The sequence below is a fragment of the Arcanobacterium phocae genome (assembly GCF_900105865.1).
GTDB classification, from domain to species: domain Bacteria; phylum Actinomycetota; class Actinomycetes; order Actinomycetales; family Actinomycetaceae; genus Arcanobacterium; species Arcanobacterium phocae.
On record NZ_LT629804.1, the window covers coordinates 291,119 to 317,039 of the forward strand.

Annotated in this window: 20 protein-coding genes; 6 read left to right on the forward strand and 14 right to left on the reverse strand. The window is 49.4% G+C overall.

Translation table 11 applies throughout. The features are described from left to right. Positions 1-346: 346 nt before the first annotated feature. The 7 genes from BLT51_RS01265 to BLT51_RS01295 form a co-directional block, all read right to left on the reverse strand. Positions 347-631: a hypothetical protein gene (locus BLT51_RS01265; protein ID WP_197672579.1), complete on the reverse strand. Its 285-nt coding sequence runs from the start codon at positions 629-631 to the stop codon at positions 347-349. Positions 632-921: 290 nt separating this feature from the next. Beyond that, positions 922-1,131, reverse strand: coding sequence for an integrase core domain-containing protein (locus BLT51_RS09455; protein ID WP_091278933.1), 210 nt, complete (start codon positions 1,129-1,131; stop codon positions 922-924). A gap of 987 nt (positions 1,132-2,118) precedes the next feature. Continuing rightward, positions 2,119-3,315, reverse strand: a complete 1,197-nt coding sequence (locus BLT51_RS01275) for a hypothetical protein (RefSeq protein WP_091278942.1) — start codon at positions 3,313-3,315, stop codon at positions 2,119-2,121. A gap of 38 nt (positions 3,316-3,353) precedes the next feature. Further along, on the reverse strand, positions 3,354-3,794 hold the full coding sequence (locus BLT51_RS01280; protein WP_091278944.1) for a (deoxy)nucleoside triphosphate pyrophosphohydrolase: 441 nt from the start codon (positions 3,792-3,794) through the stop codon (positions 3,354-3,356). Positions 3,795-3,931: 137 nt separating this feature from the next. Then, complete coding sequence (locus tag BLT51_RS01285) at positions 3,932-4,540, reverse strand: hypothetical protein (RefSeq protein ID WP_091278946.1); 609 nt, start codon at positions 4,538-4,540, stop codon at positions 3,932-3,934. A gap of 2 nt (positions 4,541-4,542) precedes the next feature. Continuing rightward, entirely contained in the window at positions 4,543-5,655 is a 1,113-nt protein-coding gene (locus tag BLT51_RS01290; RefSeq protein ID WP_172801290.1) for a DUF262 domain-containing protein, read from the reverse strand. A gap of 168 nt (positions 5,656-5,823) precedes the next feature. Further along, positions 5,824-6,630, reverse strand: a complete 807-nt coding sequence (locus tag BLT51_RS01295; RefSeq protein ID WP_091278951.1) for an SDR family NAD(P)-dependent oxidoreductase — start codon at positions 6,628-6,630, stop codon at positions 5,824-5,826. 36 nt (positions 6,631-6,666) lie between these two features. Here BLT51_RS01295 and BLT51_RS01300 point away from each other — a divergent pair, with 36 nt between their 5' ends. Further along, on the forward strand, positions 6,667-7,473 hold the full coding sequence (locus tag BLT51_RS01300; protein ID WP_091278953.1) for an exodeoxyribonuclease III: 807 nt from the start codon (positions 6,667-6,669) through the stop codon (positions 7,471-7,473). On the opposite strand, the gene BLT51_RS01305 is transcribed toward BLT51_RS01300, so the two are convergent. After that, positions 7,466-8,281, reverse strand: a complete 816-nt coding sequence (locus BLT51_RS01305) for a serine hydrolase domain-containing protein (RefSeq protein WP_091278955.1) — start codon at positions 8,279-8,281, stop codon at positions 7,466-7,468. The genes BLT51_RS01300 and BLT51_RS01305 overlap by 8 nt on opposite strands. A 390-nt stretch (positions 8,282-8,671) precedes the next feature. Here BLT51_RS01305 and BLT51_RS01310 point away from each other — a divergent pair, with 390 nt between their 5' ends. Then, positions 8,672-9,751, forward strand: coding sequence for an inositol-3-phosphate synthase (locus BLT51_RS01310; protein ID WP_091278957.1), 1,080 nt, complete (start codon positions 8,672-8,674; stop codon positions 9,749-9,751). Between the two features lie 224 nt (positions 9,752-9,975). Next, on the forward strand, positions 9,976-12,243 hold the full coding sequence (locus BLT51_RS01315) for a coiled-coil domain-containing protein (RefSeq protein WP_091278960.1): 2,268 nt from the start codon (positions 9,976-9,978) through the stop codon (positions 12,241-12,243). A 75-nt stretch (positions 12,244-12,318) separates the two neighbouring features. Here BLT51_RS01315 and BLT51_RS01320 read toward each other — a convergent pair whose 3' ends face one another. Further along, positions 12,319-13,791 carry an amino acid permease gene (locus BLT51_RS01320; protein WP_231943959.1) on the reverse strand — a complete coding sequence of 491 codons (1,473 nt, stop codon included), beginning with the start codon at positions 13,789-13,791 and terminating at the stop codon, positions 12,319-12,321. Positions 13,792-13,872: 81 nt separating this feature from the next. Then, entirely contained in the window at positions 13,873-16,539 is a 2,667-nt protein-coding gene (gene clpB / locus BLT51_RS01325; protein ID WP_091278962.1) for an ATP-dependent chaperone ClpB, read from the reverse strand. Between the two features lie 1,409 nt (positions 16,540-17,948). On the opposite strand from clpB, the gene BLT51_RS01335 reads away from it, so the two are divergent. Continuing rightward, a complete protein-coding gene (locus BLT51_RS01335) occupies positions 17,949-18,143 on the forward strand; it encodes an Rv0909 family putative TA system antitoxin (RefSeq protein WP_091278967.1) in 195 nt (64 codons plus the stop codon). A gap of 95 nt (positions 18,144-18,238) precedes the next feature. On the opposite strand, the gene BLT51_RS09460 is transcribed toward BLT51_RS01335, so the two are convergent. Continuing rightward, complete coding sequence (locus BLT51_RS09460; protein ID WP_197672580.1) at positions 18,239-18,403, reverse strand: IS3 family transposase; 165 nt, start codon at positions 18,401-18,403, stop codon at positions 18,239-18,241. A 1,118-nt stretch (positions 18,404-19,521) separates the two neighbouring features. Further along, a complete protein-coding gene (gene gluQRS / locus BLT51_RS01350) occupies positions 19,522-20,667 on the reverse strand; it encodes a tRNA glutamyl-Q(34) synthetase GluQRS (RefSeq protein WP_091278971.1) in 1,146 nt (381 codons plus the stop codon). A 57-nt stretch (positions 20,668-20,724) separates the two neighbouring features. Between gluQRS and BLT51_RS01355 the strand changes: the two genes are divergently transcribed. Continuing rightward, positions 20,725-21,240: a TspO/MBR family protein gene (locus BLT51_RS01355; RefSeq protein ID WP_091278975.1), complete on the forward strand. Its 516-nt coding sequence runs from the start codon at positions 20,725-20,727 to the stop codon at positions 21,238-21,240. Between the two features lie 4 nt (positions 21,241-21,244). Here BLT51_RS01355 and BLT51_RS01360 read toward each other — a convergent pair whose 3' ends face one another. Beyond that, complete coding sequence (locus tag BLT51_RS01360) at positions 21,245-21,742, reverse strand: GNAT family N-acetyltransferase (protein WP_091278978.1); 498 nt, start codon at positions 21,740-21,742, stop codon at positions 21,245-21,247. Positions 21,743-21,756: 14 nt separating this feature from the next. On the opposite strand from BLT51_RS01360, the gene ybaK reads away from it, so the two are divergent. Further along, positions 21,757-22,272 (forward strand): Cys-tRNA(Pro) deacylase, encoded by a 516-nt coding sequence (gene ybaK / locus BLT51_RS01365; RefSeq protein ID WP_091278981.1) that lies wholly within the window; start codon positions 21,757-21,759, stop codon positions 22,270-22,272. A gap of 69 nt (positions 22,273-22,341) precedes the next feature. Here ybaK and BLT51_RS01370 read toward each other — a convergent pair whose 3' ends face one another. Further along, positions 22,342-25,680, reverse strand: a complete 3,339-nt coding sequence (locus BLT51_RS01370; protein WP_091278984.1) for an ExeM/NucH family extracellular endonuclease — start codon at positions 25,678-25,680, stop codon at positions 22,342-22,344. Positions 25,681-25,921: the final 241 nt, after the last annotated feature.

The following is a 25,921-nucleotide window of genomic DNA, read 5'->3' on the forward strand; positions in this document are numbered from 1 at the left end:
TTTAAGTTCCCGAGCCTTTCCAACTTACGAACAGCTTGTTTAAGGAGGTGTGTTTACTAAACTTTTTCACCATTGACCCATTCTCCCCAACCATAGGCAGGGTATCAATAGACAACACTCAAGTCACCTGACCTTAAAAACTTAGGGCACTCCACTATTCAACAGTCTTCCGCGCCTTATGCCACATTCAGAAAAGAAGTCCTTCTCGACAAAACTTCTCCAAAGACAGCACCTAAAACAAGTAATTCCAATTATATAAAAGTCATTTTCTGTTTCTACTAAATCATCAGCAGGGATAACCTGTAAACATTTTAAGCGAATTTAAAGGCGAGAATTTGTCATTTTTCTACGCTTTTGCACGAATTAGCTCGCAAAATTCTTTGCAATTAATCCTGCCATAAATACCTGCTCTCCCCGCTGTCATGTTCCTTTTCAGACACTCCGGAACACCCTCCTCCTCTTTAAAATGAATCCGTTCTTCCGGCCCCCATGCACCTTGGTTTTGATTGTCCTCATGAACACGGAAATCAACATTATCAGAACTCAAAATATATTCAATTGCCTCTTGAAGTTCTTCTTCTGATTTGAACCGAACCTGCCCATGCTTTCCAAATACCAACTTTTTCATCACTCTACCTCCTACTAATAAGTGAAAAGTCATTTTATTCTATATCAGCAAGTCAGAAATCATTTTATTCTGATAGTTATTACGCTATAACAGCTTGAAGCATACTGAGATTTGTTCTGTCTTTACGTTATGGATTTTACTTTACCCGGTTTTACCGCATCTAACTACGGTTTGGAGTGGTCTAGTTTTTAGGTCCAGTTGGCTTAAGAGTTGACCGTGTTTTCCTGTTTGCATTGTTCCGCATATTGTCGTGGGCTAAGGTAGCCTATCGAGGAACGCGGATGGAAGTTATTTCAGCGCCGTGACCAGTGAGCCACCAACGTTTGGGCGTGTTCTAAGTTCTCGATGCAATTATCTTCAAAGAGCTCGTCTCTCATTCGATTGTGAAACGATTCAACAAACCCGTTATGCCAAGGCTGGCCAGGTGGAATAATCGCCTGAAGCGTCTGATCCTCACCAGCCCATTCATGTAAGACTTGAGAGATAAATTCAAGGTCCGTTATCCAACCGGATCACCCGTGGCCTGCCACCATGTTCGAGTCAGGCCAGATCGAGTAACTCGATGACCGAAGTCGCATCACGTCTATCATCGACAACGAAAGCAACATGTTCACGGATATATTCCTCAATGATGTTACACATCTTGATCTTCTCCCCACACCGGGCCTGAATCACACTGGAAAACATGCGCCCACACGTCTTTAGGGGTATTAACCGGGAGAACCTCACGATGATCTATACCAGTTAAACACTTACGTTTCTTCCTGGGTGCTGCACTCAGACTTTCCTGGCGCCAGATTCGGAAGAAGGTTTCCCGACATACTCCATATCCTTGTGCTAGGGCTGTAATCTAGACACGCCGGTTACCCCACCGGCGATGATCCTTGAGCAAATGCGTGCATCCACTAGCACAAGGGAGGATACTTAACAGATTTGCTATCGTAGCATCTTGCATGCCGTTAAGCACTGCCTGAGAGCACAACAATGTGCCAGGCAAGTCTTTGGCAATAACCCAACTCGATCAGATACCATATTGCATCGTGGCAACAAGCTGGGCTTAAAAGTTTCCCTCTGACAATTCCATCCACGCTGCTTTTCCAGCTCCTCCTGGCCTAGCAGGCGCTTCAAGCGCGAGTTCTCCTCGCGTAAGCGCTGGAGTTCTTTAGCCTCACACCTAGTCATTGACCCGTAGGTAGCCTGCCACCGATTTAGCCTCGCTTACCTAATTTCCTGTCCGGTCAGGATCTGGGCCATACTCGCCCCACCTTCTTTAAGTTCCCGAGCCTTTCCAACTTACGAACAGCTTGTTTAAGGAGGTGTGTTTACTAAACTTTTTCACCATTGACCCATTCTCCCCAACCATAGGCAGGGTATCAATAGACAACACTCAAGTCACCTGACCTTAAAAACTTAGGGCACTCCAAAGTTTACTTCCGCCTGAATATATTTGGAAGTAAACTTGAGCTCTTCTATATTTTGATGAAGTAAAACTAAACGACGTAAGCAATGATCATTTCTTGAAGTTTCTCATAAGTTGCATTCTTTACTTCCAGCCCCCATCCCTCTTTAAGGACTTGTGAAAAATTCTCGTATGAATACATTCCATCACCGATATCTACACTCGTTTTAATGGATTCTAGTTTTCTGGCTAAACATATTCGCTGAAACATAGGATCCACAATCGTTGTATTTCCATTCGGATGTGCTTCACCTAAATGTTGCCCCGGAGTTAAAGCAATCAAATTCTCAAGAGTATCCTTTAACGCGGGAAATTGACTTGCTGGGAAAATATGGTGGATATGAGAAGCTTTAATTCCAGTAGTATCACCAACTTCGGAGATTCCCGCATGATAATCACGAACTTTTTTCTTTGCAGAGTTTAGAATTGTCTGACGTTGACCAACTGCCTGGTTTTCAAGAATCTGATAGTACTCTTTCCTAGTTTTATTTTTCGGCTTTCCAGTGCGGTAATCTCGAAAATTAGGCCGATTATAAGTCAAGTCATAAGAGCTTGGCGGCTGCTTCATAACCTTTCCGCGTTCAACACCTGGAACCATATATTGATAAGCAATTAAATTGATAACCTTCGAAAAAATTCTACTTGCTTCTACACAGGGATCCTTTGCGCCCCGAGAGCCTAAACCCTGCTCAACCATCAATGCACAAAACGCACGTTTCAGTGTTTGCATATCGTCATTGGTATGCTGGCCATTTATGTAATTTTCTATATTCTGCCACCAGTTAAAATTTTCTAAAGACCATCGTATGTACTTAATTAGAAAAACTCGACAAACACTTTCATTCCCTGAGAGCTTAACTAAAACAGGCTTATTCCGAACCCGATATCTTCGACATTTTCCAGATTGTGATTCTAAAACTCCTGCACATGCCAACACAGAAAGATTCTGAGAAATTAGTTTATCATACTCATTCGCAGCATTTTCGTTATCGAGTGAAGGCTTTCCATATTCTCTCTCAAGAACAAAATTCAACGAATTTGATTTTTGAACTTGGAACCTAGTAAACCACCCGTCATCACTTTGGTTAATATCTAAAAGATCTACGGCCTGTGCTATAATAGCTAAATTTCCAGGCAGAACTTTCTGGTCATACCACCGCGCGCCATCTGCATAACCCGCTACAAGAGCATCAGCTAATCCTTGTTCAACAGACGAGATTTGTTCCATTGCTGCTTCACCTATCCGATAGAGTGTTAATAGCGATTTTATTTTACAATAGTCAAATATTCGTGAATTAACATTTCAGGAACTTCGTAGATATTTTGCAGCTCCTCAATGACTGGAATATCAGCCGGCGCCCATTGCACACTGAATAGTTCATCAGCTCCCAGCCAGCGGATTTCTTGGTGCTCAGTCAGGGTTGGTTCGCTGCCTATAATATTTGCAAAGTAAGCATCGAGCCGAACGATTCCAAAATCGTATTCATACTCTGATCGGGCAATGAATTCACCTACTTCGGCGTCAGTAAGCAATTCTTCACGCAGCTCACGAGCAAGTGTTTGCTGCGGGCTCTCCCCTGGCTCGATCTTTCCACCGGGAAATTCCCAATATCCTTCGAGAGCACGCCCCGGACCACGCTGCGCAGCCATAATTTTACCGTCGCACACAAAAACAGCACCAACCACGTGAATTAATTTCTTCGTCATAGTTAAAACTCTCAATAGTCTAAAGCAACTAATCAAAATATAGTAGAGTCAGCAAAAACTAAAATTTTCGGTAACAACAAATGGCACCACCTATAAATATGCTGAAACGCCAATTTAAATTAGAGATATGTCTGAGTCTAAGTAGTCCTAAAAGGATCGGTATGGGAGAATTGTTGAGCAAAGGCGTCTTTCAATAGGTCAGCGACTTTCCGAACCACTTCGACATAGCAGAAAACTTTTGACATTGGGGCACGTAAATTCCCACTATGACTCACTGAGTTTCGTTCATTAACAAAATCATCAAGCAACTTTTTAATCGTGCCATTTGTTGGCATTCTAACCTTGGCGCTGTACTGCATTTCGGATTTCATTTTTTCCCAGAAATCCTCTACTATCGTTTGATCCAAACATTTCATCCGTTTCCTGATGGAGTCAGCACGCGGATTCTCTCCGTAGGGCACGATATTCCCCCGCAAAAATGAGTGAAATTCTCGATTTGAGTATGTCTCAATAAACATATTCAGATAATATTTCAACACAGTCTCAAGATAAGCTGACGATTGAAGAACTAAGAGTTTTAAAAAATAGTTAACAAGAGCATCCTGTTCAGTTCCTGCATCACCACCAGTTCGATCTTTCAGTTGAAGATCATTTTTTTCCAACTCTAATAGATATTTTTCTATGTCGTTCAGCGTTGACTCGCAGTTTTGCACATCCTTTAAAGTTATTGGATTTTCACGACTCATGATTAATCAACATTTCTAAACGCTGAAATCGCAATATTCATCCGGTCCATGACCTGACGCTCATCTGCAGTCGAACCAGTAATCACTGCACTAAAATCCTGGTTCTTTCTTAAATTTCTTACACAATTTTCCACCTCATCAATTTCGATACCAGACTCACTAAGTCGTGTCATTAAACCAACAAACAAGGCGTCGGACCAAGCATTATTCACCTGATTCGATAGGAATTTGAGCGCAACATCGGAAGAACTACTACTTGATAAAATTTCTGCAGCACGAAGAAATTGCGTGCCAGCATTCTTAATGTTGGGAGTGAGGCCACTTTCCATGAAATTATTTAAGAATAATTTCTGCGGTCGCTTATATCCTTGCCAGCCTAAGTACATTGCGAGAATTCTCGTGACAAGCTCATGATCCCTCACTCGTGGGCTACGTTTGCCATATAACTTTCGCCAACAAGAATTCGAATTGAGATCCTCAATATAGTCCACTAAATCTCCTGCATAAGAAGCAATACGAACTTCATGAGATGTGAGTTGTGTGCCTCCCGAATTCAAGCGCTCAAAAATTTGGTATATCGCTCGATGATTCATCGGGTCTGGTCTGGTTGAAAGAACTATAGCCTGTATAAGCGCGTTATCAAGCTGACGGCGGAGGTCATCCGGCAGGCTTCGATAATCTCTCCCTTTAAACCTCTCATCTACGGATTCAAGAGTAAACTTACGATCCCCCAGCGTAAAGCCGTTATAGAACTGCTGTAACGTAACTAACCTCTGCTGTCCATCAAGAACGAGCAGTCGTTGATCTTCCTGTTTCACCAAAAAAATATTTGGGATCGGGTACCCAAGTAAAATTGATTCAATAAACTTATCTTGTTGCGATTTATTCCACACAAACCCACGCTGGAAGCCACCAGTTTCAATATCATCGTTCCTGTTTCCAAATCGAGGAATAAGGATGTCATCTTTATTTAGCCTGCGTACAAGGCCTTCGACATCAAAATCTTGCCCAGAATACGAAACTTCAACATCATTACCAGCTGAGATGCTCGTATCTTCTCTTTCTTCCTCAGATAGTTCATAGCTTTCTTCATCGGAAATCTCATAAATTGACATCTTGCCACTTTGATCGAACATAATGCCGCTTTCTCCCGTTAATTGTGAAAGAACTGCTTTAAAACTTATACACTAAAACATTAACACCGAATTAGTAATGAAACTAACGTTCCAAATAAATTAACTAGGACTCTAGTTATGAAAAAGAAAAATGTTTGGAAACATAAATTATAAAACCGTTTCACATTCAACAATTAGTCTGCGCAGCTTACCCCGCCCGGAAAGCCCCGGACCGGCGAACTTGCGCACGAGTCTGCGTGGGGCATGACGCACCACCACGCTCGCGATCTTGTACAGCACAGTCGGCGTCACTTCAACTCGGCCCGCCCGGGCAGCCGCCAACGCAGCCCGCACCACTTGCTCGGGGCTAGCAAATACCACTGCCGGCCACTGCGACGAATCTACGTGGGAACGCTCATGGAACTCGGTGCGAATCAGGCCCGGATTAACCACCGTCACCCCTACCCCGGTACCCGCCAATTCTACCGCCAGCCCCTCACTGAACGTCCGCACCCATGCCTTGTGCGCTGAATATGTGCCTTGCACGGTCAGCGAGGTCATCGAGGCCACATTAATAATCGTGCCTCGCCCGCGCGCTACCATCGCCTCGGCAGCCGCGTGGCTGAGCATCATCACTGCTCGAACCATCACATTCAAGCCATCAAGTTCACGCGCAATGGATCCACCCACAAAATCCTGACCCAGCCCGAAACCAGCATTATTGACCAGCAAACTAATCGGCTCATCTCTAGCGCCCAGCCGCTGCGCCACCCGCTGGGTATCCGCCACATCACCAAGATCGGCGGCAATAACTTCAACCTCAACGCCGTAGGTTTCTCGAATTTGGCCACCGACGTCGTCCAATCGTTCCTGGTTGCGCGCAACCAGCACGACGTCGTGCCCATCACTAGCTAGCTGGCGAGCAAAGGCGAGCCCTAGCCCTGCACTTGCTCCGGTAATCAACGCTCGTCCCATACGACAAGACTACCGCGTGCCCCGTAGACTGGTCTCATGAAGATCGCAACGTGGAATATTAACTCTGCCCGCGCCCGCGCCGAGCGCATCCTAAACGTCCTAGAACGTCACGATTTAGACGTGTTGGCGTTGCAGGAAATCAAGTGCAAACCCGAGCAATTCCCGGCAGCCGAGATTGAGGCAGCCGGTTACGAGATCGCCGCCCATGGGCTTAACCAATGGAACGGCGTGGCGATTATTTCCCGCGTGGGTTTATCCGATGTGCGCTACGAGTTTCCCGGCCAGCCCGGGTTCACCAAGGGTATTCCCGACGACGGTTCCACATTTATCAACGGCCCGATTGAAGCACGTGCGATCGGCGCTCGCGTAGGCGGAATAGATTTGTGGTCGCTTTATGTTCCTAATGGCCGGGCGGTTGGCGATCCGCACTATTTCTATAAGTTGGAGTTTTTGCGCGCCTTGCGCGACTTCGCCCAGACTCAAACCCAGCAGGGTATCGATGTGGCACTGGTTGGTGATTGGAATGTTATTCCCACCGACGACGACGTGTGGGACCGTTTCGCCTTAGATGACGATATTTATATGACCGACGCCGAACGGGCAGCTTTCCATGCGTTCAATACAGTTGGCATGCGTGAGGTTTCGCGAGATTTCGCCACGAACTACACGTTCTGGGATTATCAAAAGTTGCGTTTCCCGAAGAATGAGGGTTTGCGGATCGACTATGTGTGGGCATCGGAAGGACTGGCCCAACGCACGATCGCCGGCGCAATCGACCGCGACGAACGCAAAGGTAAGGGCGCTTCAGATCACGTGCCAGTGATCGTCGAATTTGCTAACTAGCCCGCATCTGATTAGTTAGCTCTGGCCAAACCTCGGCGTGCTCGTGGCCAAACATCCGGTTTCCTAAAAAGACGCCCGCTTGGTTGGCCACCGGATCGACCCACACAAACGAGCCGGACTGGCCGAAGTGACCGAACGTCGTCGTCGGAAAATCAGATCCCGTCCAGTGCGGTGACTTAGTGCCACGGATCTCCAAACCCAAACCCCACAGATTATCCGACTGGCGGCCATAACCTGGCAAAATACCGGGAATCCCGGCAAACTGCGGGCTAAATGCCTGCTGGGCCAGCTCGGGCGAAATCAGCTGCGGATCCAGCAACTCCCCCGCAAACCGCGCCACCGAATCGAGCGACGCCCGACCAGAAAACGCGATCGAGCCATCCACGCTGGCGTCCAGCATGCGCACGGGTTCAAGCACCGTCTGCCGCACCCAGTCCTGGATCGACATGCCAACCCGCGCCGCAACCGCCTCGCCCAGCACGTCAAAACCATAGTTTGAATAGATCCGGCGGGTGCCAGGTGCTGCAATAGGATCTCCTGCCGCCGACGGCAAACCCGAAGCGTGCGCCAACAAATGGCGAATAGTTGACCCTTCTGGTCCGGCTTGTTCGTCCAAAGAAACCAGCCCACGTTCTACCGCTACCAGCACAGACCATGCCGCGATTGGCTTCGTGACCGATGCCAGCGGATAGACCACGTCGGGATCGCCGGCGATCCCTGCTATCTCCACGCCGCATGGGCCGGCGGTGAGCGTCATGTAAGAGTGATCGAATGCCAAGGTGTCAGCCGGTAAAAAATCTTCATACATGCTTCCAGTTTGGCATATTCGGGCAGGAGGTGCCCGGGCGGTGCCGGGGCGCGCAGCCTTGCCGGGGCGGCGGGGCGGCGCCTGTCCGCCTCGCACCGCCCGGCAGCTAGCTCAGCATTCTTCCCCGCTGTCACAAAAACTCGTCGTAGAGCAGAGATAGCTACTATATGCATCTATCTCCTTCCAGAGACGAGTTTTAGGGACAACCCACACCCACACTCGCACTCGCACCATGCCCAATCCCCTAGCCAATAGGATCAGACGTGTCGTGTCGCACTTGCATCTTGCCCACTAACAAGCGAGACTGTTAATTGTCATGACAATTATGTCCTAACAATTAACTCACTGCCCGCCGCCAAACCAGCAAGCAGACCGATCAAAGGAGAAAATATGTCCAAAATCCGCGTAGGTATCGTTGGAGTCGGCAACTGTGCCAGCTCACTCGTTCAGGGTGTCGAATTCTATAAAGATGCCGACCCAAACAGCACAATCCCTGGCCTTATGCATGTTAATTTCGGTGGCTACCACGTGGGAGATGTTGAGTTTGTTGCCGCATTCGATGTTGACGCAGCGAAGGTCGGCAAAGATATTTCGGAGGCCATTTTTGCGTCCCAAAACAATACGATGAAGTTCTGCGACGTTCCAGAAACTGGTGTCAAGGTGTTGCGTGGCCGCACGCTTGATGGCCTCGGTGACTACTACCGCGAGACGATTACTGAGTCGGACGAGCTAGAAGTTGATGTTGTTGCCAAACTGAAGGCAGCGAAGGTGGACGTCCTCATTTCTTATCTGCCGGTTGGTTCCGAGGAAGCGGACCGATTCTATGCCCAGTGTGCTATCGATGCCGGCTGTGGGTTTGTCAACTGTTTGCCGGTTTTCATTGCCTCTACCGAGGAGTGGTCGAAGAAGTTTGAGGATGCTGGCCTGCCTATTATCGGCGATGATATTAAGTCACAGTTCGGTGCAACTATTTCGCATCGTGATTTGGTGGCGTTGATGGAGTCGCGCGGGGTGCGTATTGACCGGACGTACCAGCTAAATGTTGGTGGCAACATGGATTTCAAGAATATGTTGCAGCGTAATCGGTTGGAGTCGAAGAAGATTTCTAAGACGAATTCGGTGACGTCGAATATGACAGGCGAGGTGGATCCGCACAATATTCATGTTGGCCCGTCGGACTATGTGCCGTGGCTCGATGATCGTAAGTTTGCTTTTGTGCGGGTTGAGGGGACGACGTTTGGCGAGGTTCCGATTCAGATTGAGTACAAGTTGGAGGTCTGGGATTCGCCGAATTCTGCCGGTATTGTGATCGACGCTTTGCGAGCATGCAAGATTGCGCTTGATCGCGGCATTTCAGGGAATTTATTGTCAGCTTCATCGTATTTGATGAAGTCGCCGAAGGAGCAGCTTGGCGACGCTCTGGCACGTGAGCGTCTGGAAGAGTTTATTGCTGGCGGTCGCGAACGATAATTTTTTCGTTTTTCGACGACGACGTGGCGTGGCTGACCCGTTCAGCCACGCCATTTTAGCGCATTTGGTTGAGGTGAAAATCCCTCGTTTTTCCCGCAATCTTCCCAGGCATTTTTCAGACAAACGTGGGCTAAAGTGTCAATTTTTATGATCTAGAAAACATAATTAAAAAATGTAACATTCTGCCTTGAAATGTCAAAAATAAATTCTCTACTATTCAACCTATGAATTTTAAACAATACGCAACACATTCAGTTCTGAGCCTCATGATCGCCGGAACAGCACTTGTCCATCCCTATGGCACGGCCTTTGCCACAACACCCACTGCACCATCAGCTCAGTGCACCCAGGCGCGAGCGAATGTCGCTTCGCATGAAAAGGCTTTGGAGACACTCAAAACGCGCCATAGCGAACTCATGAAGAAGCTTGACGCGGAAAAAGAGGCTCGTGCTCAGGCTGAGCATAAGCTAGCTGAGCTAGACAAAGCCGCCGAGGCTAATAAGGATAAAATCGCTCAGGCACAAAACGCGATCGATCGTGCGACTGCGAAGATTAAGCAACTCGAATCAATGATCAATCAGCTCAACAAGGCTCTAGACAAGCAAACTCAGGAACTAGAAAAAGCCAAGACGGCACTCGCCGTTGCCCAAAAGAACCTTGACGCTATTGCAGCCGACCGCGACAAGACCCGCGCAGAAGTCAGTAAGAGTAAAGAAGCAGTTAAACATTCGAAATCAGAAGTAGCTGCTGCAGAAAAAGCCTTGCAGGACGAGAAAGATCGATACAACAGCGCAGTTGCAGAGCAAAAGCAGAAGATTGACGAAACAAACGACGCGCTAAAGAAAGCTACTGACGAACTCGAAACGGCTGAAAAAACTCTCCCCGGTCTGAACGAGCCACTATACGAGGCGCAAGCTGCTAAAAAGAAAGCAGAAGACGGCCTCAGCTCCGCCCATAAGCGTAGTCTAGAAGCGATTAAGAAGTCTAACGACTTGAAAGAAGAGCTCAAAGTTCTCAGCGCACAAAAAGGTGAGGACGAAAGAGAAGCAGCAAAACTTCGAGAAGAAATCACCGATCTTGAGAAGAAGATTGCTGGCCTTATGAAACAGCTAGAGGAGCTCTCAGCTAAAGAACAATTAGAGGCAGACCTACAAAATCAACGCCGTAAAGTATTAACAGAACTAGGAGAATCAGAGACTGCGAAAGCAGAGCTACTAGGCAAAATCAGCACCAAAGAAAGGGTACTGAGAGAGCTAAAGCAAGAACAACAGGAGATCCTGCCCAAAATTGGGAAAGCTGAAGTTGCAGTTGAAGCTCAAGAGAGCAACGATCTGGCACAACTGATTGCCCGTTCCAAAGATATAGATGCAAATATTGCACGGACCATTAACGAGAAGAACAAGCTGCATGAAGACAAAAACAAGCTGGATGAAAAGATCAGCCAGTTAAATACTGAACGAGACACAATTGAAAAGAAACAGCTCGCGCTAGCTGAAACAGTTAAAAAAGTAGAGCAACTAACACACGAGCTGGAGACGCTTAAGAACACGCTTCAACAAAAAAAGAACACTCTCGAACTTTGGACTGAAAATATTTCTACAATCAACCACCAAATTAAGATCGTTGAAAAGGAGCTAACCGAGCTTCAAAAAGAAATACTTATTTCTTCTGATAATGTTCGCTCTGCCGAGCACATCCTAAAAAAGGCTATCCGCGACATCGCTTCAGCGGAGAAAGCTCTCGCTGAACAGCAGGTGAAGATCGACGAACTGTCGAAGAAAAAAGCAAAGCTCGAGCAAGAGTTGAAAGCTTTGAAAGAAACGCCAATTACGAACAACATTGTAGAACTTACGCAAAAGTTGGACGAAGCAAAACAGCAACTGGCCAACCTTAAGATGAAACTGCACGATGCTGAGAAACGTCTTAAGGAACTTGAAGCGGCTTATGGCGAAGCTCTAGCAGCTGAAAAAGCACAAGCAGAGAAGGTCGTTGCGGAAACCCGTCGTACGGAAAAGCTCCGCAACGAACTAGCTCAAGCTAAAGCAGATCTTGAGGCTGCTCAGCACGAGCTAGATCGAGCCCGTAAGGATCATGATTCTGCAGTTGCGACACAGGATTCTCTCACCAAGCAGATCGCTGACGTGAAGGAAATGCGTGGCCGTATCGCAGATTCGTCCGCCGAGCTTGACAAGGTCACCAAGGAACTTAACACCAAGCGCATTCTGCACGAAGAGTCCGTGAAAACCGAGAAAGAACGGTGCGCTCCAAAACAACTGATGCCACAGCACCCTGCACCAATGGCACCAGAACTGACACAACCAGCACCAGCACAGCCGATTCAAAAGACGGCACCAGCTAGCGTCCAAAACAAGGCTTCTGGACAGCTCGCCCAAACGGGTGTTGCGCCAGGTGAAGCATTGCTCGGCGCTGGAGCACTCATCGGCCTAGGCGCACTTGCGGCGGGAGTCTCCCGACGTCGTCGTCAAGCATAAAACTCTCGTAACAACCTCAAGTGAAAACTGTGGGCTACATCGTGTCGATGTAGCCCACAGTGAGTTCTAGACGATCTAGCGAGAAGCCAAATCCTCTTCCAATAAATCGCGAGTCTGCATCGAGTGCACACTACGAACAACCCAATAAGACAACGTCAAGATACACACGTATGGAATACCAGCATACCAAGCCACCGGCAATAACCAGTACAGACCAAAAAAGATACCGATCGACACAACAATCGCCAACGGCGCAACAATGTTCGCCGCCCACAACCGATGCTCCGGCAACGGCAACCCGGCTACCTTACGCTTGGCACGGAACGCCATATGAGTCAACATCGTCATCACCCAGGTGACCAAAATACCGATCGTCGCACAACCGTAGAGCCACAAGAACGCATTTGCCGGGCTAGCAATAGCCAACGCCGAAGCGATAACCATGCCAACCATCGCAATAATCACAGCACGACGCGGCGAACCATTTTGCGCAGTCACCGCAGCCCAACTCGGGGCTTGACGGTCATTAGCCAGCGAATGGATCATCCGGCTCGACGAATACAAACAACCATTAGCAGCCGAAAGCGCAGCCACGATCAAAATCGCATTCATAATGTGCGCCGCACCAGAAACACCAGTAATATCCAGCGCACGCACGAACGGAGACTCATCAATCGTGCCATTTGATCCGGCAGTTTCCGCCCACGGTTGCAACATGAGCACAACCAAGATAGCTAGCACATAAAAAAGTAACAGGCGCCAGATCATTGTGTGCGCCGCCCGCGGGACATCACGCTCAGGATGCTCCGACTCTGCCGCACCCACAGACACATTCTCGATGCCGCCAAAAGAAAAAACAGCCAAACAAATAGCAGCCAACAAACCCGGGATCCCTTTAGGGAAAAACCCGCCATACTCAGTGAGATTACGAGTGCCAATCGCGTCAATTCCCGGGAACAAGCCAAAAACAATTGACAATCCCAGAGCAATGAACGTGACAATAGCAATCACCTTGATCATCGAGAACCAGTACTCGCTCGACCCATACAAATGCACCGAGAACAAGTTCAACGCCACGATAAACAGTGAACACAAAACCGTGCCCACCCACAGTGGCAGGCTCGGGAACCAGAACTGCAAATATGTTGCCGTTGCAGTCACTTCTGCACCCACCGCAATCAGCATTGTGACCGCAAAGTTCCAGCGCGTCACATATCCGCCGTAAGGTCCCAAGTAGGATGCAGCTACCGCACCGTGCCCGCCCGGAACCGGATGAACGGACACCATTTCAGCCAGTGCCCACACAACCGATAGAGCCAAAAGGCCAGCCGCCAAATAAGCAATAACAGTAGACGGGCCACCATAACCAATCACCGAACCCGACCCCAAAAACAAGCCAGTACCGAGCGCGCCCGAAAGCCCGATCATCGATACCTGAGCAGATGTTAAACCACGTTTGAGCTGAATATGTTTCGTTGGCATAGTTGAATCGGCAGGGACGCTCATGGTCTCTGCCGATTCAGCTAGTAATGTTTCATGATCTGTCATAGCAAGGAGCTTACCCGCCCAACTACACAAATCCCACAGCTGTCCACTTTTTGGGACAACCACCATGACAACTAGACAGTATTACTGCTCCTTAACAAGCAATTGCAACTTGTGACCATCGTCTACCGGGCGGTCGCTTGTCGCAACCGGCATGCCCGTTTCCCGATCGAAAACCGAGGTATCGAGCTCGGCACTACGCACGATCACCGTCTGGCCATCACTGACTTCACCGGCAAGTAGCATCCGAGCTAGCTGATCCCCAATCTCACGCTGCACCAGCCGACGCAACGGCCGAGCGCCGAATGCCGGATCATATCCCTCGAACGTCAAAACCGACTTCGCATCGTCTTCCACTTCCAAAGAAATACGACGAGCCGCCAACCGCTGACTCATCTGGGCAACCTGCAGATCCACAATCTTGCCGATGTCCTGAACGCTCAACGGTTCGAAAATGATCAGATCATCGAGACGGTTCAAAAACTCCGGCTTGAAATGAGCATGCACAGCATCCATAACAGCCTTGTGTTGCCCCGCCACATCCAGCTCCGTATTCGTCAAGAATTGCGAACCAAGATTCGACGTCAAAATCAAAATCGTATTGCGGAAATCAACAGTGCGACCCTGGCCGTCAGTGAGCCGACCGTCGTCGAGAACCTGCAACAAAATATCGAACACTTCCGGATGCGCCTTCTCAACTTCGTCAAGAAGAACCACACCATAAGGACGACGACGAACTGCTTCCGTTAGTTGGCCGCCCTCCTCATAGCCAACGTATCCCGGAGGGGCACCGATGAGGCGAGCAACAGAATGCTTCTCTGAATATTCCGACATGTCGATACGAACCATTGCGCGCTCGTCGTCGAACAGAAACTCAGCAAGCGACTTTGCCAACTCCGTCTTACCCACACCCGTTGGCCCTAAGAACAAGAACGAACCAGTCGGACGTTGCGGATCGGACACCCCAGCCCGGGAACGACGCACCGCATCAGAAACTGATCGGACTGCCGAACGCTGACCAATAAGACGCTTAGCAATCTCATCCTCCATCGTCAACAATTTCTCCGTCTCGCCCTGCATGAGCCGCCCAACCGGAATACCGGTCCAGGCCGAAACCACGTCGGCAATACCATCAGCATCAACCTTCTCCGCAATCATTGGAGCCTCATCAACAACCGTGTCCTTATCCTCTTCACCAGCCTCAATCTGAGCCTCAACCTGCGGAATATCGCCATTTTGGATACGACCTGCATCCTCGTACCGGCCTTCACGAATTGCCTTTTCCAACTCAGTTCGCAATTCATCAAGACGCACGCGCAAATCGCCAACCTTATTCCGGCCGGCCTTCTCCGACTCCCACCGAGCATTCAACGAAGCAAGCGCCTCAGACTTATCCGCCAATTCCGCATTCAAGCGATCCAGACGATCAGCAGCCGAAGCGTCATCATCCGAATCAGTCTCCTCAAGATACGACTTCTCCATCTTCAACCGATCCACCTGGCGCTGCAAAACATCAATCTCCTCCGGAGAAGAATCCAGCTCCATCCGCAACCGCGACGCCGCCTCATCAACCAGATCAATCGCCTTATCCGGAAGCTGACGGCCCGAAATATAACGATCCGAAAGAGTAGCCGCCGCAACCAAGGCGCCATCGGAAATAGTCACCTTATGATGGGCCTCATACTTCGGCGCAATACCACGCAAAATAGCGACAGTATCATCCACGCTCGGCTCACCCACAAACACCTGCTGGAATCGGCGCTCCAACGCCGGATCCTTCTCAACGTGCTCACGATACTCATCGAGCGTAGTAGCGCCAACCAGGCGCAACTCCCCACGAGCCAGCATCGGTTTGAGCATATTGCCCGCATCCATAGCCCCATCGCCGCCGCTACCAGCACCGACAACAGTATGGAGCTCATCGATAAAGGTGACGACTTCGCCGTCGGACTCCTTAATCTCCTGCAAAACAGCCTTAAACCGCTCTTCGAACTCGCCACGATACTTAGCGCCAGCCAGCATCCCAGCAATATCAAGGGAAATAAGCCGCTTGCCACGCAGTGACTCCGGCACATCACTATCGACAATGCGCTGGGCCAAGCCCTCAACAACCGCCGTCTTGCCCACGCCAGGTTCACCGATAAGCACTGGATTGTTCTTCGTACGCCGCGAAAGGACCTGCACCACACGGCGAATCTCCGTATCACGCCCGATAACCGGATCCAGCTTTCCCTCACGAGCCATCTGCGTCAAATCCGTGCCATACTTTTCGAGCGCCTTAAACGTACCCTCAGGATCTGGAGACGTTACCTTTGCAGAACCCCGCACATTAGGCAACACTGCGATTAACTGATCGCGACCAGCATTAGCGGAACGCAAGATATCGCCGGCAGAACTCTGGTTCGCCGCCAACGCCAAAAGCAGGTGCTCAGTAGAAATATATGCATCACCCAGCGCAGTAGCCTCTTTACCCGCATCGGACAGGACGAGCGACAAATTCCGGGAAGCCTGGGGCTGAGAAGCAGCCTGCCCCTGAACTGCGGGGAAACTTGCGATCTGTGCCTGGGCGCGCTCAATGATTTTAGTAGACTCCACGCCCACCGCGTCCAACAGCGCACCCGCAACCCCGCCGGATTGCTTGAGCAGAGCAACCAGCAGATGTGCCGGCTCCACATGCGGATTGCCAGCACGCATTGCCATATCTATCGCATCAGCAAGCGCCTCTTGCGATTTCGTTGTCAATTTATCCATCGTAAAACTCCTTCGCACCTAGCCCCAACGAGCTAGGCAAATTATTTTCTACTGAGATAAACGCTTGATACCTTGAGTCTATTCCACTCAACCTTAATTAACAATAGTTGAATCAGCTTCATCTAATTTTCTTGCTTTTATGGGAGTGCCAGGCTGCCAGGTGGGCCGTGCCGTCCCGACCTGCTCTTCGTCCCGCGCCTTGCCCTGCCGGTTGCCAACCCTATCCTGCCGGTTGCCAGCCCTGTCCTGAAAACTCGGTCGAGGTCTCAGATAAACAACATACCGAACCATCCACGCCACCAACCGAGCTTTTGGGACAGATATTTTTCAAGCAAACATTTGCACTGCTGTCTGGAGGCGCCTTACGACTTTCTGTTTTCCACAATGTAGCTGCCGTCAGTTTTAATCCACAGATTTAAGCAGCAACGAAAACTCTAAAGCCGCGTCACGATAATGGTGTTTATGTATACTCATCTTCCTCCGCGACCAACCAAACTCGGAATATTCCGTACCAGAGAGCTGAGACTCATTGGGATACATACTCGTCGAACCCGCGAGCGCGCAATGAGATTAGGGAAAATATACCGAGTTCGTCGCGGGTGGTACGCGACTCCAGACGCGCATCCAGATTTAGTCACTGCAGTACGACACTATGGTGCCTTGACCAGCTTGTCAGCCTGCAAAATATATGGCCTGTGGACACCACCAACAACAGATATATTCGTGGCAGTTCCAGACTTTGTTAGACGTTCGCGGACACGGGGAGTCACCCGTCGGCATCTGACTGCAAAGCTACCTGGCCCCTTGGTTTCCCTCGATACTGCATTGATTCATGCAGCACGCTATGAACCTTTTGAAACTGCTCTCATAGTATTTGAATCAGCTATCAATAAAGGTCTTATCCAGATCAATTACGCTCGTAGACTCCTTAAACAGATACCAATAACGCGTGCTGAACGATTGCTTAAAAGGCTATGTAGCGGGAGCCAGTCAGGTAGCGAAACACGAGTGCGCAATTACATTCAGTCACTCCGTTTTCGCGTAACACCACAAAAGAGTATTAACCATGTTGGCAGGGTGGATATTTTTGTCCATCCGCGCATGATTGTCGAATGTGACAGTCGCGCCCACCATACATCTATGGCTAACTATCAAAATGACCGATCACGGAGTAATTCCGCCCTGATCTGTGGGTTCCTCACTGTCCGGTTAACATACGAAGACATCTGGCTTCGCTGGAATGAGACCAAGATATGGATAAAATACTTACTTCAACACGGCTTCCAAAGATGGAAGAAGCCAGCATATTCACCCGCTAGCTAAATTGCTCCCAGAAATCGTCTGCAACAACATCGAAGTAGCAGAAGTACCTATATTCTTGACACATAGGCAAAAGAAAAGGAGCTCTCATGTCACTATTTGATAAAGCAAAAGAAACACTTGAGAACAACAAGGACGTACTCAAGAGCGACAAGGCCGAAGAAATTTCGGACATGGTTCTAGACAAGACCGAAGAAGTAGCTAAGAAGGTCGCCGGCGAGCAGCATGCAGATAAAATCTCGCAAGCACGCGACGCAATTGATTCCAAAATTGGGAATAAGTGACTAAATATTAGCTAACTACTAGATTAAAACTCGCACGGGGTGAGCGCATTTGAACTGCCCCCCAATGTTGGACAGTTTTAATCGTATCCTACTCGTTAGACTACAAGGGCTTGATTTCGGTATTCAATCGGGGTCAGGCCCTTGAGTCGTTCTTGGATACGGTTGTTGTTATACCAGGTAATGTATTGGTCGAGTTGGTCAAGCTGGTTACGCCACGATACATGCTGGTAATGAAATCCTTGATCAGTATGAACAATCAATCCTGGCTGAGGTTTTTCCTTGGCGATAGTCTTGGACTAAAGAAGTAGCTGTGAAAGCTGTTATGGGATGAAAAGCATGCGTGGCAGCGATAATGACCCCATCGAACAAGTCGATAATGGGTGAGAAATAGACTTTCTTGCCACATACTCGGAGCTTGAGTGACATCCGAGACCCATTGACGGATCGACTTCCGTGACACCAAAGTCACGGTTAACCGCCAACCATCTTTCATTAACGCTAACCGGATACGCCGGTGACCATATCGGCCATGTGCTTGATGGTAATAGAATGTTGAGCGAGCAATCCCGGCAATACGTAGTAAGTCACTAAAGCGATAGCGGGACTTGAGATCTGCCACGACCCGGGTCCGGGTTAGTGCTCGTTGTTCATCAACTCCCTTAATGCTTTTAGGTAAGCATTTTCCGCTTCTAAGTACTCTAAACGGCGTTTGAGCTGATCGAGCTCACTAACTGGCCGGGGTTGATGTGGATCTTTTCTTGGTCGACCCTTTAGGCGAGGACGTAACCCGTCTACTCCTTTGCCCCGATAGATCCGAACCCATTTCTCTAACAGTTTTGATGAGGACAAGTCTGCCATGAACACGCCACCTCTCCCATAGATTCTCTGCAGTTCTCACCCCAACACCCACATGCTTGCTAGCAGCATAGGCACCAAAACCAGCCTCAAACAACGAAACCAACTGCTCACGCTGGTACGCACTAGCCCTACTCGAAGCCAACATAAAACTACCCCCCTGAAAGAAGGAACCCAATCAACAAGTCCAACTTTCAGGGAGCAGTTCACGCATCAGCGCTCACCCCTTGCATTTTATTAAGTGCAGTCGCCTACTGTCCCGAAAACTCGGTATAGAGCATCGACAGCTAGTTTTTCAGCTTTATCTCGTCTCAGAACCGAGCGGAAAGGACAGCCGGCGCTTGGGCGGCGTAGGAGAGTCTGCCGGCGCTTGGGCGGCGTAGGAGAGTCTGCCGGCAGCTTAGAGCTGAGCGGAATGGACCGCCGGCTGATGAGAGATCGAAAGAAAGTTGCTGAAGAGAAGAGGCGAAACAAGCCAGCAAGGTTGCCTAGCCCACCATACCTGAACAAGGGCCTTGGCTATTTAGTCAGTAAACCAAACAGCCGGACCAGCAGCTAGCAATTCTACATTTACCCGCCATGGCTCACGCGGCAAAGCCGCCGGATCAAAGACGTTCAGAAAGGTTGCCGTATCGCGGATGCCGGACCGTTTCCGTGCCATATCCGCACCACTGGTACCAGCACCACCTGTGCCAGCACCAGCACCTCCTGTGCCAGCACCAGCACCACCTGTGCCAGCACCAGCACCACTTGTGCCACCAGAACCAGAAACAGAAACAGAAACAGCTGCACTAACATCACCTGCAGTAGCACAGCCAGCTTCTCCCATATATAACGAGCTAGCCAGCAATTCAACAATATCTGCGCTCGACCAGCCCAACTCGGCCAGCTGACGCAAAGTAACTGCCCCATCACGTTTAGCCAGCCGGGCACCAGCCTGGTTAAGAATGAGTGGCATGTGAGCATAAACCGGATTTGGGTACCCCAGCAAATCCTGTAAGTGCATTTGCCGAGGCGTGGACGGCAGCAGGTCATCCCCGCGCACTATCTGAGTCACATTATATTCAGCATCGTCCACAACCGAGACGAAATTGTAGGAGAAAACCCCGTCCCCGCGCCGAATAACAAGGTCGTCAATTGCTCCGCAGTAGTATCCTAGCTGCTGATCAACAAGTTCCCCGCTCAATGCATCTGTTCGCAAGCGCAACGCCGGCTCACGGTTGGTTCCGCGCAATTTTTCCCGCCCTGCCTCGCGTTCCGACTCGGTAAGATCACGACATGTGCCAGGATACGATCCGGGTGGCCGGTGTGGCGCAGAGGCAACTGATGCCAGTTCTTTTCGGGTGCAGTAGCATTCGTACAGACGCCCCGATTTCAGCAACGAAGTGAATATTTCTTCATACCTATCGATGCGCTGGCTCTGGTAGAGTTCCGGACCATCCCAGTCGATGCCGAGAGCGGCTAGGTCTTCAAGTTGCCGTAGGCAGTATTCCGGGCGGGATCGTTCATCGAGGTCTTCGACCCGCATATGGAATCCTCGCCCGGTTGAGCGCGCGCATGCCCATGCCAGCAACGCAGTCCGTAGGTTTCCGATGTGGAAGTCACCGGTTGGCGACGGCGCAAATCTGCCATTGCCTAGAATCGGTTGCTTGGTATTCTTCTCGTTCATTATCTGCTCACAGCTAAAATATCGGTATAACCCTATTATAGGTACAAGACTATATGCATGAGTCTGTTGAAAAATATTGTTAAGACAACGGTTGCTACTGGGATAGCTGCCGGTATTGCTTCATATGCTACTAACACTGATACGTTGTGGAACAAGATGCAGGTCAAGCCTTCATGGCAGCCGCCTGAGGTCGCCTTCCCGATTGCGTGGTCAGTATTGTATACGTCGATCGCTGGCGCTTCGGCGGCGGTGTTGACGAAGCTTGATCGTAAGGCCGCCGAGGCAGCCGACGATCCAGACAAGTTAGCGAAAATTGCGGCGGAGCGCCAGAAGTTCAAGCGCGCATTGGGAACGAATTTAGTTCTTAATGCGACCTGGAGCGCGCTCTACTGGAATGTCCGCAATAATTGGCTTTCGGCGGGCGAGGTGGCGGCGTTGGCAGCGTCGTCGTCATATTTGGCGTATCGTGCAGGGAAAGTAAGCCCTGCTGCTGGTATCGCACTCCTTCCATACGCTGGCTGGACTGCGTTCGCGACGGCGCTTAATGTGAAGATCGCTTTCTTGAACAGCTGAGCGGTTAACGTATAAATGCTGAGCATGTGCTTAATTGTGGCATGCTTGGCAGAAGATCGATAGCGACGGCGGTTGCGTCGTCGTCGTTTTCGATGTGGGTGAACCCGTTATTTTCGTAGAAACCGGTGCTACTCGCGATGGCACGGGGCGCGTATGCGTATGCGGGCATGTCGCCGATGGCGGCGTTGAGTAGTTTTGTTCCATAGTGACGACGACGAACATCAGCGCGCACGCCGAACCAGGTGACGGCGAGCATTCGGTTGTGGCCGACGCCGAGCGAGTCGGTCCGAATATAGCCGGCGATGGTGTTGTTGAGGTCAGCAAGCCAGATGCTTGTGCTTTGCGGGTTGGTGAGAATGCGGACAAGTTCGTCGTGCTCGGCGACGTCGTCGAACGTAAATTCGGGGAATTCTTGGGCAAAAATGGCGGCTCGGAGTTGATGGATTGCGTCGGCGTCGACACGCGCGGCGGGGCGTAGATAGAAACGGTCACGATTATTCATGTTTTTATTGTGTCATGGCTGGTAAGAAGAAATCAGGACAACACAAGGCGGGCCATGCGGGAACTCCGGCGCTGATGGTGCTGGAAGATGCGCGGGTGCCGTTCACTTTGTATGAGTATGAGCATTCGGAGCAGATGGAACATGGCTATGCTCGCGATACGGCGGAGATTCTGGGTTGTGATCCGGATGCTGTTTTTAAGACTTTGATGGTGGAGTCGGGGCGCGATATTTTTGTGGCGATTGTGCCGGCGAGCGCGCGGCTTCATTTGAAGTCAGTGGCGAAGGCGGCGGGCGTGAAGTCGGTTGCGATGATGGATCCTCGCGAAGCGGAGAAGGTCACTGGCTATGTTACTGGCGGTATTTCGCCGCTGGGACAGAAGCGTCAGTTCCCGATCTTTTTGGATGAGTCTGCGCTGATGACGGACGAGATTCTGGTTTCTGGTGGGAAGCGGAGTTTGTCGGTTGGTATTGCGCCGGCGGATTTCATTGCGGTGTCTGGTGCTAAGGTTGCAGATATTGCTGAATGGTGAGTGCTTGTTGATGTAAGTGAGGGCCCTAGCGTCGTGCTAGGGCCCTCACTTGTCTACTGGGTATGAGCGTTATGCGTTTCGACGACGGGCGACGATTGCTCCGCCTGCGATCATTGCGATAACTGCTAGACCGGCCAAACCGGAGGTTTCAATACCGGTCTTGGCTAGTCCTGACTTGCCAGATTTACTGTCCTTCTTGCCACTATCCTTCATGCCGCTATCCTTCTTGTCCTGACCAGGCTGGTCTGGAACTGGAGTTGGATCTTGTGGTGTTGGATCTTGTGGTGCTGGATCTTGTGGTGCTGGCGTAGCTGGGGTCAGTTCGGTCCATGGAACTGAGCACTTGAGCTCTTCACGCGTTGGCGCAGTCCACGACCATTCAGTCTGTGCGCCTTCAGCCAGCTTGTAACCGTCTTTGAGCGTCGCTACAACTTTCACGGTCTTGCCGTATGGGTACTCAAACTTGTTAGCGTTTCCATCAACAGGCTTGAGCTGCTTACCATCAACGGTCACCTGGTAGGTCACGCCCTCAATAGGTTCGATGGTGACAAATGGAGTGATCTTGCAGGCTGCCGGGTCAGAAGCTTGCGGGTTGACTGCCGAAGCCTTTGGCGTAACGACAGTTGCCTCTGGCTGAGGCTCCGGATCTGGTTGCGGCTGCGGCTCCGGCTGAGGCTCCGGGTCTACTGGTGTAGCCGGTGTCAGCTCGGTCCATGGAACTGAGTTGCGGGTGTCGATGGCGACCTTGATCGGATCATGATCCGATGAACGGTATGGCGAATCAGCGTCGAACAAGTTCTTATAGTTCACGTTGTAATTCCAGCGTGCATATTCGAATGCGACTGGTTCCATTGCGTTCACGTTCCACACGTCGGCTGCCTTGACCATTTTCATGGCTTCAGCGTTTCCGAGAGCATGGTCGAGAGATCCGACTACTCCACCAAATTGGTAGGAGTGGTTCTTGACACCCATCTTCTCAGCGATTGAGGTGTAACCGAACTTCGTTTCCAACGTAGTCAGTGGGTCTTCATGAGAATAAGAGTTCAGATCTCCGATAACAAATACTGGATCCTGGGCAAAGTTCTTCTGGACCCACGTGGCCATTTCGGTCACTTGGTTAACTCGCATATGGTTGTTGTTACCTTGGAAACCATCATTCGGCACTGTGTCTTTGTCTGATCCCTTTGATTTGAGATGGTTGATGACGACGACGAACGGCTTACCTTCTGCCTGTCCGTTTCTGATAGCCCGGAATTTTTGTGCTAGCGGCTGGCGTGCGTACTTCCATTCTTTGCCGTCATAGAGTACCTTTGATTCGTCAACTGGTTCGATTAGGTCTTGCTGATAGATGAAAGCCAGACGAATGACGTCTTGATCAGCGAGTTTTGGAAGATGTTTTGCATCTGGCGATTTCACAAAAGCCCACTTTTGTTTTCCTGCATCTTTATTGAGTTCATTAACGAGATTTCCAATGGCAGCGTCACGGTCTTCGCCGAACTTCACTGAGTTCTCAATTTCTTCGAGGCCTACCACAGTTGAGTCAAGTTCATTAATTGCTTTGACAATCTTAGATTGCTGCATCTCAAAAGCTTTTTGCGAATAGGCTCCGCGTGGTGCACACTTTTTGCCAGTGTTGGTTAAGCCAGTACCATCGTACGCTTTATACGCAGAACAGCCTTTTGTATCTTCGCCAAGAGTTGGGAAGTAGTTGAGTACATTAAAGGATGTGATTGTGACATTACCGTCTTTAAACTGAGGAGCTGGCTCACGGGTAGACTTAAAGCTAACCCAATTCTTCCACTCGTCTTTATTAGAAATATTTTTGTCGGTCAGAGGTTTGGTTGGTTGGAGATTCCAACGGTTCTCATATTTTTTGTACCCCACTCGGTTGCTTCTAAAATCAAGAATCATTGCCTGTGGCAAAGTAATCACAGTTCCAACACGCAACGGATTATTAACGTCAAGGTATGGCACAGGATACTTGTAGTTGCCCCACTTCTTGTCACCACTTCCGCCATAGGTGTAGTCCATGGAAGCGCCGTCATCAAGAGCAATGCGCTCACGCTCGATCTTGTCTGCTAGTTCTTGCCACTTGGATTTATCTGCGGTCGCATCTGATGGAATCTGGAATGGTTCTTTGCCTGGCGCTAAATCTAAGCGTCCATGCCGATTGGTGAGGTAATTTGCAGAAACTGTATATTCTCCGGAAATCTTTACCAGCATGCCCTCAAGTTTTTCACGGTCAGCTTCAGCATCTGGAATCCGATCTAACGTTACTGGCGTCGGGGCAACTATAGTATCGTCTTTCTTAAGCTTTGTTACTGTTGCCGGCTGATTTTCATTTCCTTTTTTGTAAACACTCATCTGAGTTAGACCATAGCGTTCACTTACAGTGCCAGTTACTTCGAGGTAGTCGCCTATTGTAATCGATCCAGGCTTCATCCCTTTTTTATCAGCTAGCTTGGAAAAGTTACCGACATATACGAAGATGCCATCAGAAGCCTGTGGAGTTTTGTCCTCATTACCGCCGCTTCCAGGAGTCTGCATGTAGAAGCCTTGGAAACCACCATATGGATATACTGCGGTCACGATACCAGTTGTGGTAACAATTTTATCTTCATATGGTGTTTTATCTGTTGTGCCCTGAATCTGAGCGATACTGACCTCTGGGGCTGGTGTTTCCGGATCTGCAACGTCTGGGATACTTGGTTCGCCTGGGTTCTCTTCTTCTGGCGTACCTGGCTCGGATCCTTCGGCATCAGCTTTTACTTTGGCATCCCCCTGGAAATTCATTGGGGTAGCTTCTTTAATTTCAAAATCTTGGAAATTATCATCGGTATCTACACCGGGAGTTTTACGCTGGAAAGATAAGTCTCCCTTCGCAACATCTGGAATAGAAGTACCTTCGCCTAAGCCCTTCTTTCCCCATCCGACAAGATCGATTGTTTCTGAATCAGGAGTTATTTTTTGTGGAATATCCGTGTTGTGAAACAATGCTATCGAAGCACCGTTTTTACCGGCACTTAGATCAAATTTTCCACCTGAATTATCGGCAGTTATTTCATTAGTAGGTTTGCCATTTTTAGCAGTGACGAGAAAGTACCCATGTGACTCGATTGTTCCTGTCAGCACCGTGGTTCCGCCAGACTTATTTTTTGTACTGGCGTATCCCTGCAGCGTGAACCCTTCTAAGCTAATCGGGGCACTGGTCGGATTATAGAGCTCAACATAATCCCGATAAGTCCCCTTGGTTTGAGTACCGTCAACATAAACTTCATTGATTACAAGATGGTCGGCTCCTTTAGACTCGACCGCACCTGCCGCCACAGCCGGCTGCGTTGCCGCTGGGAGAGCAAGAAGCGATGCGGTGAATACAGCCGCTATCTTCATCGAACGCGAAAGTTTCATTCCTGTGCTTTCTTTCTATGGGAGCTAGCGGAATTTTGCTAACTACCCTGAGTTTATTACTCTTTCAAGTTATCAAGTTTCACTCTCAGCAGACGGAGAAATCTCAAAACATAGGACTAAAACTTTAGATATAAAGCATTAAACGTCATTAAAACGTATCAATTTAAACGGAATATCTCAATATGTTTCACAGCACTTTATAGTTTTAGTAATTGAGCTGCGAACTATATTTTCTCAATGT

Excerpts from the sequence above, each read along its gene's own strand:
- BLT51_RS01300 (WP_091278953.1), top strand. The coding sequence starts at position 6,667 with ATGAAGATCGCAACGTGGAATATTAACTCTGCCCGCGCCCGCGCCGAG.
- BLT51_RS01280 (WP_091278944.1), bottom strand. The coding sequence starts at position 3,794 with ATGACGAAGAAATTAATTCACGTGGTTGGTGCTGTTTTTGTGTGCGAC.
- BLT51_RS01275 (WP_091278942.1), bottom strand. The coding sequence starts at position 3,315 with ATGGAACAAATCTCGTCTGTTGAACAAGGATTAGCTGATGCTCTTGTA.
- BLT51_RS01335 (WP_091278967.1), top strand. The coding sequence starts at position 17,949 with ATGTCACTATTTGATAAAGCAAAAGAAACACTTGAGAACAACAAGGAC.
- BLT51_RS01360 (WP_091278978.1), bottom strand. The coding sequence starts at position 21,742 with ATGAATAATCGTGACCGTTTCTATCTACGCCCCGCCGCGCGTGTCGAC.
- BLT51_RS01355 (WP_091278975.1), top strand. The coding sequence starts at position 20,725 with ATGAGTCTGTTGAAAAATATTGTTAAGACAACGGTTGCTACTGGGATA.
- ybaK (WP_091278981.1), top strand. The coding sequence starts at position 21,757 with ATGGCTGGTAAGAAGAAATCAGGACAACACAAGGCGGGCCATGCGGGA.
- BLT51_RS01320 (WP_231943959.1), bottom strand. The coding sequence starts at position 13,791 with ATGACAGATCATGAAACATTACTAGCTGAATCGGCAGAGACCATGAGC.
- gluQRS (WP_091278971.1), bottom strand. The coding sequence starts at position 20,667 with ATGAACGAGAAGAATACCAAGCAACCGATTCTAGGCAATGGCAGATTT.
- BLT51_RS01295 (WP_091278951.1), bottom strand. The coding sequence starts at position 6,630 with ATGGGACGAGCGTTGATTACCGGAGCAAGTGCAGGGCTAGGGCTCGCC.
- BLT51_RS01315 (WP_091278960.1), top strand. The coding sequence starts at position 9,976 with ATGAATTTTAAACAATACGCAACACATTCAGTTCTGAGCCTCATGATC.
- BLT51_RS01305 (WP_091278955.1), bottom strand. The coding sequence starts at position 8,281 with ATGTATGAAGATTTTTTACCGGCTGACACCTTGGCATTCGATCACTCT.
- clpB (WP_091278962.1), bottom strand. The coding sequence starts at position 16,539 with ATGGATAAATTGACAACGAAATCGCAAGAGGCGCTTGCTGATGCGATA.
- BLT51_RS01310 (WP_091278957.1), top strand. The coding sequence starts at position 8,672 with ATGTCCAAAATCCGCGTAGGTATCGTTGGAGTCGGCAACTGTGCCAGC.
- BLT51_RS01370 (WP_091278984.1), bottom strand. The coding sequence starts at position 25,680 with ATGAAACTTTCGCGTTCGATGAAGATAGCGGCTGTATTCACCGCATCG.
- BLT51_RS01290 (WP_172801290.1), bottom strand. The coding sequence starts at position 5,655 with ATGTCAATTTATGAGATTTCCGATGAAGAAAGCTATGAACTATCTGAG.
- BLT51_RS01285 (WP_091278946.1), bottom strand. The coding sequence starts at position 4,540 with ATGAGTCGTGAAAATCCAATAACTTTAAAGGATGTGCAAAACTGCGAG.